Annotated in this window: 14 protein-coding genes; 8 read left to right on the top strand and 6 right to left on the bottom strand. The window is 70.7% G+C overall.

The window, feature by feature from the left end; all coding sequences use genetic code 11:
* The first annotated feature begins 91 nt into the window (after positions 1 to 91).
* Together ACTJKF_RS15600 and ACTJKF_RS15595 are read left to right on the top strand one after the other, a co-directional pair.
* Positions 92 to 787 (top strand): histone acetyltransferase, encoded by a 696-nt coding sequence (locus ACTJKF_RS15600; RefSeq protein ID WP_440624411.1) that lies wholly within the window; start codon positions 92 to 94, stop codon positions 785 to 787.
* A 54-nt stretch (positions 788 to 841) separates the two neighbouring features.
* Positions 842 to 1,414 (top strand): NADPH-dependent FMN reductase, encoded by a 573-nt coding sequence (locus ACTJKF_RS15595; protein WP_440624410.1) that lies wholly within the window; start codon positions 842 to 844, stop codon positions 1,412 to 1,414.
* A 34-nt stretch (positions 1,415 to 1,448) separates the two neighbouring features.
* Here the strand turns inward: ACTJKF_RS15595 and ACTJKF_RS15590 are convergent, their stop codons facing one another.
* Genes ACTJKF_RS15590 through ACTJKF_RS15575 form a run of 4 tightly spaced genes read right to left on the bottom strand, consistent with a single transcriptional unit; the run spans position 1,449 to position 6,284 of the window.
* Complete coding sequence (locus ACTJKF_RS15590; protein ID WP_440624409.1) at positions 1,449 to 2,084, bottom strand: DUF2894 domain-containing protein; 636 nt, start codon at positions 2,082 to 2,084, stop codon at positions 1,449 to 1,451.
* Positions 2,081 to 2,725 carry an OmpA family protein gene (locus ACTJKF_RS15585; RefSeq protein ID WP_440624408.1) on the bottom strand — a complete coding sequence of 215 codons (645 nt, stop codon included), beginning with the start codon at positions 2,723 to 2,725 and terminating at the stop codon, positions 2,081 to 2,083. Before ACTJKF_RS15585 ends, ACTJKF_RS15590 begins: the two co-directional genes overlap by 4 nt.
* A gap of 3 nt (positions 2,726 to 2,728) precedes the next feature.
* On the bottom strand, positions 2,729 to 5,536 hold the full coding sequence (locus tag ACTJKF_RS15580; RefSeq protein WP_440624407.1) for a DUF802 domain-containing protein: 2,808 nt from the start codon (positions 5,534 to 5,536) through the stop codon (positions 2,729 to 2,731).
* Between the two features lie 10 nt (positions 5,537 to 5,546).
* The gene (locus ACTJKF_RS15575; RefSeq protein WP_440624406.1) at positions 5,547 to 6,284 is read right to left on the bottom strand and encodes a DUF3348 domain-containing protein; all 738 of its coding nucleotides are present in this window, start codon (positions 6,282 to 6,284) and stop codon (positions 5,547 to 5,549) included.
* 463 nt (positions 6,285 to 6,747) lie between these two features.
* Here ACTJKF_RS15575 and ACTJKF_RS15570 point away from each other — a divergent pair, with 463 nt between their 5' ends.
* A complete protein-coding gene (locus ACTJKF_RS15570) occupies positions 6,748 to 7,968 on the top strand; it encodes a hypothetical protein (RefSeq protein ID WP_440624405.1) in 1,221 nt (406 codons plus the stop codon).
* 133 nt (positions 7,969 to 8,101) lie between these two features.
* Here the strand turns inward: ACTJKF_RS15570 and ACTJKF_RS15565 are convergent, their stop codons facing one another.
* Positions 8,102 to 8,740 (bottom strand): LysE family translocator, encoded by a 639-nt coding sequence (locus ACTJKF_RS15565; protein ID WP_440624404.1) that lies wholly within the window; start codon positions 8,738 to 8,740, stop codon positions 8,102 to 8,104.
* Positions 8,741 to 8,919: 179 nt separating this feature from the next.
* On the opposite strand from ACTJKF_RS15565, the gene ACTJKF_RS15560 reads away from it, so the two are divergent.
* Positions 8,920 to 9,552 (top strand): hypothetical protein, encoded by a 633-nt coding sequence (locus ACTJKF_RS15560; RefSeq protein ID WP_440624403.1) that lies wholly within the window; start codon positions 8,920 to 8,922, stop codon positions 9,550 to 9,552.
* Between the two features lie 194 nt (positions 9,553 to 9,746).
* Positions 9,747 to 11,123: an FAD-containing oxidoreductase gene (locus tag ACTJKF_RS15555; protein WP_440624402.1), complete on the top strand. Its 1,377-nt coding sequence runs from the start codon at positions 9,747 to 9,749 to the stop codon at positions 11,121 to 11,123.
* A 21-nt stretch (positions 11,124 to 11,144) separates the two neighbouring features.
* On the opposite strand, the gene ACTJKF_RS15550 is transcribed toward ACTJKF_RS15555, so the two are convergent.
* On the bottom strand, positions 11,145 to 12,038 hold the full coding sequence (locus ACTJKF_RS15550) for an SDR family oxidoreductase (RefSeq protein WP_440624401.1): 894 nt from the start codon (positions 12,036 to 12,038) through the stop codon (positions 11,145 to 11,147).
* 95 nt (positions 12,039 to 12,133) lie between these two features.
* Between ACTJKF_RS15550 and ACTJKF_RS15545 the strand changes: the two genes are divergently transcribed.
* The 3 genes from ACTJKF_RS15545 (at position 12,134) to ACTJKF_RS15535 (ending at position 15,354) form a co-directional block, all read left to right on the top strand.
* Complete coding sequence (locus ACTJKF_RS15545; RefSeq protein WP_440624400.1) at positions 12,134 to 13,003, top strand: helix-turn-helix transcriptional regulator; 870 nt, start codon at positions 12,134 to 12,136, stop codon at positions 13,001 to 13,003.
* Positions 13,004 to 13,202: 199 nt separating this feature from the next.
* Positions 13,203 to 14,432 (top strand): cyanate transporter, encoded by a 1,230-nt coding sequence (locus tag ACTJKF_RS15540; protein ID WP_440624399.1) that lies wholly within the window; start codon positions 13,203 to 13,205, stop codon positions 14,430 to 14,432.
* A gap of 151 nt (positions 14,433 to 14,583) precedes the next feature.
* Positions 14,584 to 15,354: an ABC transporter substrate-binding protein gene (locus tag ACTJKF_RS15535; RefSeq protein ID WP_440624398.1), complete on the top strand. Its 771-nt coding sequence runs from the start codon at positions 14,584 to 14,586 to the stop codon at positions 15,352 to 15,354.
* Positions 15,355 to 15,397 lie beyond the last annotated feature (43 nt).

Raw genomic sequence — 15,397 nt, 5'->3', positions numbered from 1 at the left:
CTCGCGCGTCGAGCCCGGGGGCCGCTTCCATTTCCGTTTCCCGTTGCCATGACCCACTTTCTCGACGCGCCCGAGACGGGCGCCCTTTGCCATGCGTATCGACGTACAGCATTCCCAGCACGACATCGACGATGAACTCGACACGCTCTACGCACGTCTGCACCAGCCGGGCCATCGCCTGCACGGCCTGCCGGCCGTCGCGCTCGGCGGCTCGGGCCTGATCGTCCGCCACCGCGAGGCGGACGGCGAATACTTCCTTTACGTCGAGGATCCGGCGGCCCGGCAGCTCGCCGGCTACACGATCTTCAACCGCTTGCCCGAACTCCCGCGCCGCGCGGACCGCTACCTGCGCGCGCCGCACACGCGGCTGCGCGGGTCCGCGCAACGCAAGGGCCTCGCGACGACGCTGTATCGATGGGGGCTCGACGCGGGCCTGTGCCTCATCAGCGGCGCGCGCCAGTCGGTCGGCGCGGCGCAGCTGTGGACCGCGCTCGCGCACGACTACCGCCACGGCTTCGTCGACGTCGAAGGCCGTGCGCTGCGTTATCTCGGCGAAACCGTCGCGGATCACGTGCACGGCGCGCTGCACACGCGCCGGCTGTTGCTCGGCAAAGGCTGGACACTCGATGAACTGGCGCAGGCAACCGCGATGACCGACGTCGATGCCGTCAGGTGTCCAGACGTGAATGCACGGCGTAGCGAACCCGAATGGCATCCCGTGCGCGGTGTCGGCCACGCGCGTCCGGTCGCCCACGTTGCTCACCTCGCTCGCGCACCGATGCGATAATTCGCCGGATCCGCGCGCCACCGCCGCGCGAGCCACGCATCGACACATTCCGCAATGGACAACGAAACCCGCACCGATTCCGGGCGCTGCATCGATATCGTCGCGCTGTGCGGCAGCCTGCGTGCGCAGTCGTACAACGCGGCGCTGCTGGACGCGGCAGCACGCGTCGCGCCGCGCGGAATGCGCATCGCGCGTTTCGATCGCCTCGGTGAATTTCCGCTGTTCAATCCCGATGCCGAATCTCCGTCGCCGGCCGCGGTGCGCGACCTGATCGAGCGGCTGAACGCCGCCGACGGCGTGCTGATCGCGAGCCCGGAATATGCGCACGGCGTGACGGGCGTGATGAAGAATGCGCTGGACTGGGTCGTGGGATGCGAAGCGGTCGTGTACAAGCCGGTCGCGATATTGAACGCGTCGCCGCGTGCCACGCATGCGGACGCGGCGCTGCGGGAAACGCTGTCGGTCATGTCGGCGTGCCTCGTCGAGCGCGCGTCGATCACGTTGCCGATCCTCGGCTGCCAGCTCGACGCGGCGGGCATCGCCGCGCATCCGCCGTTCGCGTCGGCGCTGACCGATGCGTTGCACGCGCTGCGGGCGGCGATCGACGAACAGGCAACCGGCCGCTAGGCCGGACGCGACCGGCGCGGCCGGAACGCGCGTGTTATCGCGCCTTGGCGCGCGTGGTCTTCTTCGCCGGCTTCACCGCTTTCGCGGCCTTCGCGCGCGGCGCGTCCTTCTCGGGCTGCGCGGCGCCGCCGGCGAGATCCTCGAGCCACGCCAGCGCATCGATATACGACAGGAATTGCTGCAGGTATTCCGGCGACAGCTCGCGCATCGTCGCGAGCGAGCGATGCACGAGGCTGTTCGAATTGAGCGGCCCCGCGTTGCGCGGCACCTGGTCGAGCGACTGGCGATACTGCTGCTCGGTGCGGACCTTCGACCACATCGTGCGGAAATAGTCGATCAGTTCGGGATCGATCCCGCGCCGGTCGGCCTGCGCATCGCGCGCGAGCCGGGCGACGAGCTCGCCGAGCCCGCTGCGCACCGGCGCGGGTGCCGTGACTTGCACGATCTCGCGTGCGGCGGCCGCTGCATCGGCCCGCGCGACCCTCTCCGCAAACCCTTCCAGCAACGCGGCAAGCCGCCCGTCGAGCAACGCGCGCGCATCGCCGTCGAGCGCGGCCGCGCGCTTCTCGAGCGCGTCGAGCCGATGAAAGCGCACCGGATCGAGCCGGTCCGCGCCCTGCTCGCGCCACGCATCGAGCGTCGCGCGCACGTGCGTCGCGTCGTCCGTCACTTCGCCTTCCCTCCGCTCGATGCGGTCTTGCGCGGCACCGGCGCGATCTCCACGCGGCGGTTCTTCGCGCGGCCTTCATCGTCCGCATTCGAGCTGACCGGCTGCTCCGAGCCGAACGCCGCCGCGAACACCGACGGCGCCGGCACGCCGGCGTCGATCAGCGCACGCGTGACCGTCAGCGCGCGCTTGGCCGACAGTTCCCAGTTGTCCGCGAACTGGCGGTTGCCGGCATGCACCTGCTGGTCGTCGGCAAAGCCGCTGACCATCAGGATCTCGTCGCGCGTCTTCAGGTACGCGGCCAGCGGCCCGGCCAGCGTCTTCAACAGATCGCGGCCCGCGGGCTGAAGCTGGTCGGAGTTCAGCGCGAACAGCACGTTGCCGCTGATGCCGATGCGGCCGTTCACGAGCGTCACGCGGCCGGCCGCGAGCGGCCCGGCGAGCGCCTCCTCGAGCGACTTGCGCTGCTGTGCTTCCTGCTGGCGCGCGCGCACCGCTTCCTCGAGCTTCGACGTGAGCTGCAGCTGCATGCCGATCACGCCGACGAGGATCAGCACGAACGCGCCGAGCAGCACCGACATCAGGTCGGCAAACGCGGGCCAGACCGGCGCGGCCGGCGCGCCGTCGTCGATTTCGTCGTGCATGCGTTACGCTCCGACCGATGCGCGCCGACCGGCGATGTGCTGCAGGTCTTCGACGATCTGCTTCTGCGACATCATGCTCAGGTCGATCACCTCGCGCGCCTGCGCGACGTAGTACTCGAGCTGCTCGTCGCTGCGCGCGAGCGATTTCTCGAGCGCGGCCTCGATGCGCTGCAGGTGGTTCAGCAGCTTGTCGTTCGACTCGCCGAATACCTGCACGGCCGAACCGAACGCATCGCCGAGGCTCGCGACCTCGACCGCGCCGGCCGTGACCTGCGCGGTCACCGCATCGAGCTTGCGCGTTTCGGCATCGACGGCATCGTTGAAGCGCGCGCCGACGCGATCGAGCAGATCGGCCGACGTGCTGACGAGTGCATCGATCGCGGTGCGCTGCTCGGTCGACGCGTGGTTGACCGCGCCGAGCAGCGTCTCGAGCGTCGCGAGCAGGCGGCTGCGCTCCTCGAGCATCGCGGTGTCGCGCACCATGCTGTCGGACAGGCGCTGGCGCAGCTCGGCGACGACGTCGGCCGCGGCCTTCGGCGCTTCCGACGCGGCCTGCACGAGGCGCGCAATTTCGTTGATCGTGTCGCTTGCGTGCACCTGCGCCTGCGCGGTGATGTCGTTCGCGGTGCGGGTCAGCGTGTCGCAGATGTCCTGCTGGCGCGTCGCGGCCTGGGCGCTCGTCCGCGCCCATTCGTCGCGCAGCGCGGCGGCCATCGCGGCCAGCGAGTCGTTCCAGGCGGACAAGCGGGCTTCGTCGCGTGCAGCGAGTTGCGTCTGCAGGCCCGTATGCGAATCGCGGATCGTCGCCAGCAGGTCGGCCGAGCGTTGTTCGAACGTTGCAGCTTGAGCGGTCAGATCGCGCGTCGTTTGTGCGAGCGCGTCGCAGATTTCCTGCTGACGGCCCGCGCTGTGTACGCCCGCGCGCTGCCATTCGTCGCCGAGCTTCGTCGCCATCGCGGCAAGCGAGTCGTTCCATGCCGACAGGCGTGCTTCATCGCGTGCAGCGAGTTGGGTCTGCAGGCCCGTATGCGAATCGCGGATCGTCGCCAGCAGGTCGGCCGAGCGTTGTTCGAACGTGGACGCTTGTGCGGTCAGATCGCGCGTCGTTTGTGCGAGCGCGTCGCAGATTTCCTGCTGGCGGCCCGCGCTATGCACACCCGCGCGTTGCCATTCGTCGCCGAGCTTCGTCGCCATCGCGGCGAGCGAGTCGTTCCATGCCGACAGGCGTGCTTCATCGCGTGCGGCGAGTTGCGTCTGCAAGCCCGTATGCGAATCGCGGATCGTCGCCAGCAGATCGGCCGAGCGTTGTTCGAACGTTGCGGCTTGCGCGGTCAGATCGCGCGTCGTTTGTGCGAGCGCGTCGCAGACCTCCTGTTGGCGGCCCGCACTGTGCGCGCCCGCGCGCTGCCATTCGTCGCCGAGCTTCGTCGCCATCGCGGCAAGCAAGTCGTTCCATGCCGACAGGCGCGCTTCATCGCGCGCGGCCAGTTGCGTCTGCAGCCCCGCATGCGATTCGCGCATCGCGGCGAGCGCCGCCCCCGAATGCCGCTCGAACGTCGCGGCGGCTTCGCCCAGCGCCTGCGCATGCTGGCCGGCCAGCGCCTCGCCCACCTGCTCCTGGCGCGCGAGCGCATCGCGCCACACGTCCGACAGACGGCGCTCGGTCGATTCGAGGCGCGTCGCGACGCCTTCCAGCAGATCCGTCGAGCGCTGCGAGAAAGTGTCGGTGAACTGGCCGAGCGTCGTCTGCAACTGCTGCGCGACGGCGTCGCCCTCGCGGCGCTGCGCGTCGAGCGCGCGGTTCCACACGGCCGTCACGTTTTCGGTGGTCTTCTCGAAGCCGTCCGTCAGCCCGTCGAGCTGGCGTTGCACGGCGCCCGTCACGGTGTCGCGCAGCGCGTGCATCTCCTGCGCCAGCCCCGTCATCGTCGCGGCGACGACCGGCTGCAGCGCGGCACCGGCCACGCGCGCGCTTTCGGCGGCGCTTTCCTTCAGCGCGTCGCCGACGTTCGAGGCCAGGCCCGCATATGCCCGCTCGGTACGGTCGAAAAACGCCTGCTGGCTTTCGACCTGACGATCGTGCAGCGCGACGCTGCGCGCCTCGAGCGTCGTCATCATCGTCTGCAGCCGGTCGACCAGCGCCGGCATCACGTCGGCCTGGCGCTGCAGCAGCCGGAACGATTCGTCGCGCTGGTGCGCGGACGAATGCACGCGCAGCGTCGTCGCGATCGTCGCGTCGAGCTGCTGGCCCGCGTCGATCCGCTCGCGGCGCACGAGCGCGGACAGCAGGCCGAGCATCGCGGACGTCGCGACACCCGCGATCGACGTGCCGAACGCGAACCCGAGCCCCTTCACCGGCGCGATCAGCGACGCGCGGATCGCGTCGAGGTCGGTGGCGCTTTCGAGCGCGGCGCCGGTGCCCTTCAGCGTGACGACCATCCCGAGCAGCGTGCCGAGCATGCCGAGCAGCACCAGCAGGCCGACGAGATAGGGCGTCAGCGACGGGCCCGGCAGCGCGACGCGCGCGCCTTCGATCCGTGCGCGAACGGCGCCGCGCAAGCCCGGGTGCAGGGTATCGAGCCACGCGTCGAGCTTCGCCGGCGGTTCGGCCAGGCCGGTCACCGCGCGCGACAGCGTGGCAGTCGCCTGACGGTAGCGCAGCAGTTCCCACGCACCGGCGACGTAGCACGCGCCGATCAGCAGCGTGACGGCCGCCGCGAGCGGGTTCGACGCGGCATAGCCGACGCCGATCCAGCACACCGCGAGCAAACCGGCGACGAAAACAACGAGATCGAGACGAATTCTGGACATAGCGTATTGATTAGCAGGTACGAAGGGCCGCGAGCAGCCCGTCTACCGTTTGAAACCGGACTTCGAGTTCGGCGAGCAGGATGCTTTGCATCTCGTCGCGAAACGTGTCGAGCCACGTGCCGGGCACGATCGCCGCGGCTGGCGGTGCGTCGGCGTCGGCTGCCGCTTGCGTGTCGGCCAGCGCCTGCCGTTCCGCGTCGCGCAGCCGCTCGAAGCGCGTGCCGAGCAGCGCGGGCACGGCGGACAGCAGGCTGCGCTCGCGCGCGCCGAGCACGCGCTCCATGATCGCGTCGAGCGCCGCGAGCCGTGCCATCCCGGACGCGCGCGCGGCGAGCGCGACCCGCAGGCGGCCGCGCAACTGGCCGATCGCGGTCTCCATTTCCTGCTGCAGGGTCAGGCAGCGCTGGCGGAAATCCGCGAAGTCGGCCGTGTCGGCGGGCGGCGGCGGCAACTCGCCGGGACGCCGCCGCGTGCGCGGGCGATTGTCCGCCGTGATCGCCTGCGCGAGGTCGTGGCGCACGCGCGCGCAGTCGCGTTCGGCGTCGTAACCGCGCACGCCGGCCGCGACGCCGGGCGGGCTCGCATTCAGCGCGGACGACAGCGTGATCGCGTCGGTCCAGCCGAGCCACTGGCTCAGGCGGTCCGACAGCGCCTGCCGGGATTCCGCGACGTCGGCATCGGTCAGGCGCGCGAGCAGCCGGACGAGCGTCGGGCCGCTCAGTGCCGGGCGCGGGGGTGCTTGCACCATGCTGCAAACCGTCAAAAAGGCAGCAGTTTACACGTCGTCGGGCGGTGGACCGCCAGAATCGGGGAAGCGGCCCGGCACGGCACCCCGTGCAACCGGCTTGGACGCCCGCCGCACAAGGGCTTGCGGGCCGACGACCGCCACCGCGGACACGGCCGGCACCGCGTCGGCGGCGCGTCCGGCCGCCATCCGACGCCGCGCCGCCCCGCCCGGCGCCGGTGCGCGCGCGCCGGCCGGGTTCGACAACCTTCGATTCCGTCACGGACGTGCGGTACCATCGCGACACCCGCCGCGCGACCGCGCCCGATGCGGGCCCGCGCCGCCCGGCAACCGGCGCGCGGGCCGCTGGTCGCGTGATGGATATCCGGCCGATATCCGCGGGCCGCAGGCAGCGTCTCGGGAGACCGGCGCCGCCGCCCATGACAACGAAAGACCAATAAGAGACGGGCCCGCCCGACCGCACACGATGCTTTCCGACTTCGTCGCGCGCCTGCGCGAGCGCTTCAGCAAACCGCCGACCCGGCAGGACTTCGCCGAACGCCTGATCGCCCAGCTGCGTGCGACCGGCGACACGCGCGAGTGGCTTCACGACGACGACAAGGGCCGTCTCGTGCAGGCGGACGTCCCGTCGAACATCATCAACCTGCACAACCTGTTCCGCGACTATGCGGGCGCGACGCCCGCCGAGCGCGAAGCGACGCTCAAGCGCCAGGCGAGCGCGATGATGCAGCACGAGATCCCGTCGAACTTCGCCGAGGTCCGGACCCGGCTGCGCCCGATCATCCGCAGCGCGACCGAGCGCGGCGTGGTCGCGCTGCAGCTCGCCGGGCAGCCGGCCGCGTCGGAGGTCGCGTTCCGGCCGCTCTGCGAGAACCTGGAAGTCGGCATCGCCTACGACGGCGAGTTCAGCGTCGCGCGGCTGACGACGGCGCGGCTCGCCGAATGGGGCGTCAGCTTCGACGCCGCATGCGACATCGCGATCGACAACCTGCGCGGCGCGTCGTCCGCGCCGTGGGCCGCGCTGCGCGACGGCGTGCTCGTGTCGCAGTTCGGCGACTACTACGACGCGGCGCGGCTGCTGCTGACCGACCTGCTGCACCGCCAGCCGATCTCCGGCGCACCGGTGGTGATGGCGCCGAACCGGGCCGTGCTGCTGCTGACCGGCGACCGCAACGCGACCGGCCTCGCGATGATGGTCGAACTCGCCGAGCAGGCCCGCGCGCAGCCGCGCCCGCTGCCGCCGCTGATGCTGCGCTGGGACGGCGCCGCGTGGCGGAACTTCATTCCGGAAGGGCTGGCAGCGAAGCTGCATGCGCTGCGCGTGGACGAGCTCGCCGGCGACTACCAGGATCAGCGGGCGCTGCTCGACGATCTGCACAAGCGGGACGGCACCGACATCTTCGTTGCGACCTACACCGTGTACCGGCGGCAGAACGGCGAGCTGTTCAGCGTCGGCGTGTGGAGCGACGGCGTGCCGACGCTGCTGCCCGAGACGGACATCGTCGTGCTGTACCGGGAAGCGACGCGGCAGTCGGCCCACGTGCCGATGGCCGCGCTGCGGGACGCCTGCGGCGACCTGATGACGGCCACCGCGCACCGGCCCGTGCGATATGAAGTGACGGCGTTTCCGGACGACATGCGGTTCGCGGCGCTGCTCGAGCGGTTTCCGGCGAGCGGAGGGGGCTGAGGGGCTGTGGTCGGCGGCTCGGGCGGATCGGATGGATCCGGCTGAACCGGCCACCATTACGTGGAATGGCCAGCCGTGGCGGCATGCCAGTCAGGCATGAAACGGTGCCGCTTTCGGGCGGCACCGCTTCGCTTCAGATCCCCGCTTTCGGCGCGTTCAGGATCAGCCGCAACCCGAGCAGCGTGATCGCGCCGGCCGCGACGCGGTCGACCCACTTCTTCGCGCGCAGGTAGAGTTCGCGCGGCCGGCGGCTCGAGAAGCACAGCGCGACGATCGTGTACCAGCCGAATTCGACGCCGAACACCAGCGGCGGCAGCGCGAGGTAGCACCACAGCGGCGGATGCTGCGGCAACAGCGCCGCGAAGATGCTGCCGTACCAGATCGCCGTCTTCGGGTTGCTCAGCTGGGTCGTGAGGCCGGTCCAGAACGACTTGCGCGCGCTGCCCGCGCCGCCGCCCTGCGGGTCGTCCATCGCGATCGGCCGGTCGGCGCCGCGCCAGATCTTCGACGCCATGTAGATCAGGTACGCGCCGCCCGCGAGCTTGAGCCCCACATACAGCCATTCGACCGCCTGCAGCAGCGTATACAGCCCGGCCAGCGCGACGCCGCCGAACGCGATCCCGCCGATGCCCATGCCAAGCGCGGTGGCCAGCCCGTCGCGGCGCGACAGCCCGATCGAGTTGCGGGCGACCAGCACGAAACTCGGGCCCGGAATCATCGCGCCAAGCCACAGCGCGGCCAGAATGGCGAGTACGGCAGCCGATGCAGTCATCGAAGTCTCCTGGGTCAGCGACGCCGAAGCGCCGGCGCCTGCGTGTCGCGTCGCGCCGTGACGGAATCGTGTCGACGCCCGACGGTGAAGTCGATGATTCTGGCACGCTTCGCCGCCCGCCGAAAGCGCCCGCGCGCTGCTATGCTGGCTGCCGTTCCCGCCCTCCCGCGCCGCCCGCCATGATCGAGATCCGCGCCGCCCGCTATCCCGACGATGCCGCCGCGATCGCCTCGATCGCGGCGGTTCGTCGAGCCCTCGCGCCGCTGTGCGCCGCGTGGTGCTGCCACGCGCAGGCCGCCGCGCCGCTGCCGCCGTCGGTCGCCGCGCAACTGCCGGCCGGCTACCGGCCGTTCGTCGCGCAGCCGGGGCCGGCGCTCGCCGACGGGCGGCACAGCCTGCTCGTCGTCGTGCATCGCGCGACCGATACGCGCGAGCAACCGTCGCCGCGCCCGCTCCTCATCTACGAGGAACAGGCCGACCATACCTACCGGCTCGCCGCGCGCAACGACAGCGTCGTGATGCGCGCGCACGACGCGCTGCAGTGCGATCCGTTCGATCCGGAATCCGCGGCCGACGGCGGGATCGCGGTGAAGGGGCACTATTTCACGGTGCAAAACGACGTCGCGTGCGGACAGCACTGGAGCGACTACGTGACGTTCCACTATGACCCGCGCACGCACCGGTGGCTGTTTTCCAGCGACATCTACACGGAATCGTTTCCGCTCGACCCCGACAAGCCCGATTTCGTCAGCGCGGTGCGTGCCGCTGCGCGCCACCCGGTGTCGTTCAGCCAGTGGGTGCGCAAGGAATAGAAACTGCGCGCCGCGCCCGGTCACGCCGGGGCCCGCGCGTTGTTGCAACCCGCTGCCCGCGACCCCGCCGTGCGGCACTCGCGAGCGCCCGCCAACGGGACTACCATAGGCGCTCGTCGCCGTTCGCGCGCGCCGGCACGGCATGCGGCTCGCGCGTGCGCCGTTCCCACGTTGAACCAGCGCAGGAGGACGTCATGACGCAACACTTCGACGCGATCGTCATCGGCACGGGCCAAGCCGGCCCGCCGCTCGCCGCGCGGCTCGCGGGCGCCGGCATGAAAGTCGCGATCGTCGAGCGCGGCCGCTTCGGCGGCACCTGCGTGAACACCGGCTGCATTCCGACCAAGACGCTGATCGCCAGCGCGTATGCCGCGCAGCTCGCCCGGCGCGCGCAGGAATACGGCGTGTCGGCGGGCCCCGTCAGCGTCGACATGAAGGCCGTGAAGGCGCGCAAGGACCAGATCTCCGGCCGCTCGAACCACGGCGTCGAGCAATGGGTGCGCGGGCTCGACAACACGACGGTATTTCAGGGTCATGCCCGCTTCGAGCAGCCCAACGCGGTGCGCGTGGGCGACGAACTGCTCGAGGCCGAACGCGTGTTCATCAACGTCGGCGGCCGCGCGCAGATTCCGCGGATGCCGGGCCTCGACTCGGTGCCGTACCTGACCAACTCGACGATGATGGACGTCGACTTCCTGCCCGCGCATCTCGTGATCGTCGGCGGCAGCTACGTCGGGCTCGAATTCGGTCAGATGTACCGCCGTTTCGGGTCGAAGGTCACGATCGTCGAGAAAGGCGCGCGCCTGATCCATCGCGAGGACGAGGACGTATCGCAGGCCGTGCGCGAGATCCTCGCGAACGAAGGCATCGACGTGCAGCTCGACGCGACCTGCCTGAACGCGCGGCGCGACGGCGACGGCGTCGTGATCGGCCTCGACTGCGCCGGCGGCGGCCGCGAGGTCGCGGGCTCGCACCTGCTGCTCGCGGTCGGCCGCGTGCCGAACACCAGCGATCTCGGCCTCGAACAGGCCGGCATCGCGACCGACGCGCACGGCTACATCACGGTCGACGACCAGTTGCGCACCAACGTGCCCGGCATCTGGGCGCTCGGCGACTGCAACGGGCGCGGCGCGTTCACGCACACCGCGTACAACGACTACGAGATCGTCGCGGCCAACCTGCTCGACGACGATCCGCGCAGGGTGACCGACCGCATCACCGCCTACGCGATGTACATCGATCCGCCGCTCGGCCGCGTCGGCATGACGCTCGCGGAAGCGAAGCAGACCGGCCGCCGGCTGCTGGTCGGCACGCGGCCGATGACGCGCGTCGGCCGCGCGGTCGAGAAAGGCGAGAGCCAGGGTTTCATGAAGGTGATCGTCGACGCGGACAGCCACGCGATTCTCGGCGCGTCGATCCTCGGCGTGACGGGCGACGAAGTCGTGCACGGGCTGCTCGACGTGATGACCGCCGGCGCGCCGTACACGACGATCAGTCGCGCGATGCACATCCACCCGACCGTGTCGGAGCTGGTGCCGACGCTGCTGCAGGATCTGCATCCGGTCGATTGAAGGACGGCGGGCACGCGCGCATCAGGTCTCGAAATACCGCGGCCGGTCGATGTCGGCCAGCAGCCCGGCCTGCGTCGGCGCCCAGTCGAGCAAGGCTCGCGTGCGTTCGCTGGTTGCAGGCGCATCCATCCCCGCGAACATCGCGAACCAGCCGAAGTGTTCGGCGGCTTGCGCGCCCGATTTCGACACGACCGGCACGTTCAGCCGGCGGCCGATCACTTCCGCGATCTCGCGCAACGGCACGCCCGTATCGTCGACCGCGTGATAGCGCGCACCGGCGGCGCCGCGCTCGACCGCGCGCCGGTACACGCGCGCCGCGTCGAGCCGGTGCACGGCCGGCCAGCGGTTGCCGCCGTCGCCGGGATACGCCGAGGCCCCCTTCTCCCGCGCGAATGCGATCAGGCGCGGCACGAAGCCGTGATCGCCGTCGCCGTGCACGGACGGCGGCAGGCGCACGACCGACGTGCACACACCGCGCGCGTCCAGGGCCGCCGCGGTCGCTTCGGACGCACGCGGATAGGCCGCCGAAACCGGCACGTGCGGATCGTCCTCCGTCGCCGCGCGCCCGGGCGCGACGAGCGCGAGGCCCGACGTGACGACCAGCGGCCGGGCCGACCCCGCCAGCACCGCACCGATCGTCTCGATCGCGCGGCGGTCGAGTTCGCAGTTTTCCGCGAAGCGCGAGAAGTCGTGATTGAATCCCGTGTGGATCACCGCATCGACGGCCTCCGCGCCGCGCGTCAGGCTGTCGAGGTCCTCCAGCGACCCGCGATGGACGTCGGCGCCCGCGGCCGCGACCGCGGCGGCAGCCGCGTCGGAACGCGCGAGGCCGAGCACCGCATGCCCGGCGGCCACGAGTTCGGCGACGACCGCGGAGCCGACGAAACCCGACGCTCCCGTAACAAAGACACGCATGTTCAACACCTCCGGATGAAATGAAGGCTTACTATCTGTCGGCCGCCGCGCGCGGTGAAGACGTGACGGTTTACCGGTAAACGAACTAACAGGCTATGGCTGACGCACCCGACAACCTGCTCGGCGCGTACCTTCGGGGCCGCCGCGAGAAACTCGATCCGGCCGCGCTCGGGCTGCCCGTCGCGCGCCGCCGCACGCCGGGCCTGCGCCGCGAGGAAGTCGCGCAGCGCGCGCACGTGAGCGCCGCGTGGTACACGTGGCTCGAACAGGGGCGCGGCGGCGCACCGTCGGCCGACGTGCTCGACCGGCTCGCCCGCGCGCTGCTGCTGAACGACGCCGAACGCGAGCACCTGTTCCTGATCGGCCTCGGCCATCCGCCCGAGGTGCGCTATCACGCGAGCAGCGACGTGACGCCGCGCCTGCAGCACGTGCTCGATTCGCTCGACGCCAGCCCCGCGATCGTGCGCACGGCGACCTGGGACGTCGTCGCCTGGAATGACGCGGCCGCCGCGACGCTGACCGACTACGCGACGCTGCCGCCGCCCGCGCGCAACATCCTGCGGCTGATCTTCGTCGACACCGGCGTACGCGACGCACAACCGAACTGGGAACGCGTCGCACGATTCGCGGTGGGCGCGTTTCGCGCCGACATCGCGCGCGGCGGCGCGACGCGCGCCGTGCAGGCATTCGTCGACGAGATGCGCGCGACGAGCGCCGAATTCGATGCGATGTGGCGCGACCACGACATTCATTCGCATGACGAAGGGACGAAGGAGATCCGTCATCCTCTGGCTGGCCGGATCGCGCTCGAATACTCGGCGTTCTCGGTGATCGGCCGCGCCGACCTGAGCCTCGTGATCTTCACGCCTGCGACGCCGGACGACCGCGCGCGCATCCGGGCGCTCGTCGGCGCGCGTGAAGCAGCCCGTGAACAGGGTCGCGAATCGCACGCGCCGGCGGCCTGACCGCGCGTCGAATCCCGCCCGCACGCGTTGCGCCGCCCGCTCCGGACGCCTCCCCGATCCGGCCCCGCCACGCGGCGCCGCGCCATCGCATTCCGCACTGATACCCAGTCGAATATTTAATTTTCACCTGGACTGGCGCGCCTTTACCCTTTCGGCATCGCATCACCGGGCCCCACCGGCCCTTCCCTGGAGCATTCCGATGACCGAACCCGGCACCGCGCAAGCCGTTCCCCGCCCGCACGCGGCTTCCGTGTCCTATGGCGCGCTCGCGCTGCTGGTGCTGGCCGGCCTCAACCTGCGTCCGTTCCTGACCGCGTTCGGCCCCGTGCTCGACCTCGTGCGGGCCGACACGGGCCTCGGCTTTCGCGCGGCCGCGCTGCTGACCACGCTGCCGTTCGTGCTGATGGGGGTCGTCGCCGGCGTCGGCGTCGGGCTCGCGCGGCGCATCGGCGAACACCGCGCGCTGACCGCCGCGCTGATGCTGATCGCCGCGGGCTGCATCGCGCGACTGTGGGCCGGCAGCGGCACCGGGCTGGTCGTCACGGCGATCGTCGCGGGCGCGGGTGTCGCGGTGGTCCAGTCGCTCGCGCCGGGCCTCGCGAAACGCTGGTTCGTGGATCGGCTGCCGCTCGCGATGGGCCTCTACTCGGCCGCGCTGGTCGGCGGTGGCGCGTTCGGCGCGGTCGCGAGCCCGTGGCTCGCCGCGCACGGCGGCTGGCATCTGTCGCTGTCGGTATGGGCCGTGCCCGCGCTCGTCACGCTCGCGCTGTGGCGCACGAAGGCGCCGCGCGAGGCAGTGCATCCCGCGGCGGCATCGGCCCCCGTCAGCGCGTTCCTGCGGATTGCGCGTGCGTGGCAGCTCGCGCTGTTCTTCGGCCTCAGCAACAGCGGCTACGCGAGCCTCGTCGCGTGGCTGCCCGCGTTCTATCGCAGCGTCGGCATGAGCCCGCAGGCGAGCGGCAACCTGCTCGCGTGGATGGCGCTGTTCCAGGCAACCGGCGCGCTCGCGATGCCGCTGCTCGCGAAACGTTCGCACGATCGCCGCCCGGTGCTGTGGCTCGCGCTCGCGTTGCAGACGGCCGGCTTCGTCGGCTTCGCGACGATGCCCGCGCTCGCGCCGTGGCTGTGGGTCGCGAGCGTCGGCTCCGGGCTCGGCGGCTTCTTCTCGTTGAGCCTGATCGTCACGCTCGACCATCTGCCCGACGCGCGGCTCGCGGGTGCGCTCGCCGCGTTCGTGCAGGGCATCGGCTTCCTGACCGTCGCGTCGAGCCCGTGGCTGATCGGCTGGCTGCGCGATGCGGGCGGCAGTTTCTCGATCGCGTGGTGGCTGCATGTCGGCGTGATCGCGTCGATGGCCGCGCTGAACGCGACGTTCGCGCCCGCCGGCTACCGCCGCAGCATGGCGCGCGTCATCGGCACCGCGCACTGACACCCCACCACCGGATTCCCTGATCCGGACGGCCGCCGGCATCTTCCGGCGCTCGTCCAGCCACCCGCGCATGGCCGGGCGCGGGCCGTCTCGCCCACCGGCCGCACGTTCGCTTCACGTCAAACAACATCAATCGGTATTGGAGACAACCATGAAAAAACGCGTCATTGCCGTCGCGCTCGCACTGACGGCCGGCGCCGCCGCCGCGAAAGACCCGGCCGTCCTGCGCCTCGGCGTCGATCCCAGCTACGCGCCGTTTGAATCGCTTGCGCCGGACGGCAAGCTCGTCGGCTTCGACATCGATCTCGGCAACGCGATCTGCGAACGCATGAAGGTGCGATGCGTGTGGGTCGAGAACGCGTTCGACGGGATGATCCCGGCGCTGAAGGCGCGCAAGTTCGATGGCGTGCTGTCGTCGATGAGCGTGACCGAGAAGCGCCTCGCGCAGATCGCGTTCACCGACAAGATCAACAACGTGCCGCCGCGCCTCGTCGCGCGGCGCGGCGCGCACCTGCAGCCGAGCGCCGAGTCGCTGGCCGGCAAGAGCGTGGGCGTCGAGCAGGGGTCGACGCAGGAGACCTATGCGCGCACCTACTGGGAACCGAAAGGCGTGATCGTGCGCACGTACCAGACGCAGGATCTCGTCTATCAGGATCTGATTTCCGGTCGCCTCGACGCGTCGCTGCAGTCGTCGGTGCAGGCCGATCTCGGCTTCCTGAAGACCGCGAAGGGCGCGAACTTCGAATTCGCGGGGCCGCCGCTGCATGATCCGAAGACGCTTGGCGTCGGCTCCGCGATCGGCGTGCGCAAGGACGACGACGCGCTGCGCATGCAGATCAACCAGGCACTCGCGAGCCTGATTCAGGACGGCACGTATCAGCGAATCGCGAAGAAGTACTTCTCGTTCGATATCTATAACTGACGGACGCGGGCAGTCAACGCAAAGGGGCGTCGCGCACGCATGC

Source organism: Burkholderia sp. 22313, from assembly GCF_052045245.1.
GTDB lineage: Bacteria > Pseudomonadota > Gammaproteobacteria > Burkholderiales > Burkholderiaceae > Burkholderia.
The sequence above is the reverse complement of the archived record's forward strand: the minus strand, read 5'-3'. Positions and strand labels throughout refer to the sequence as shown.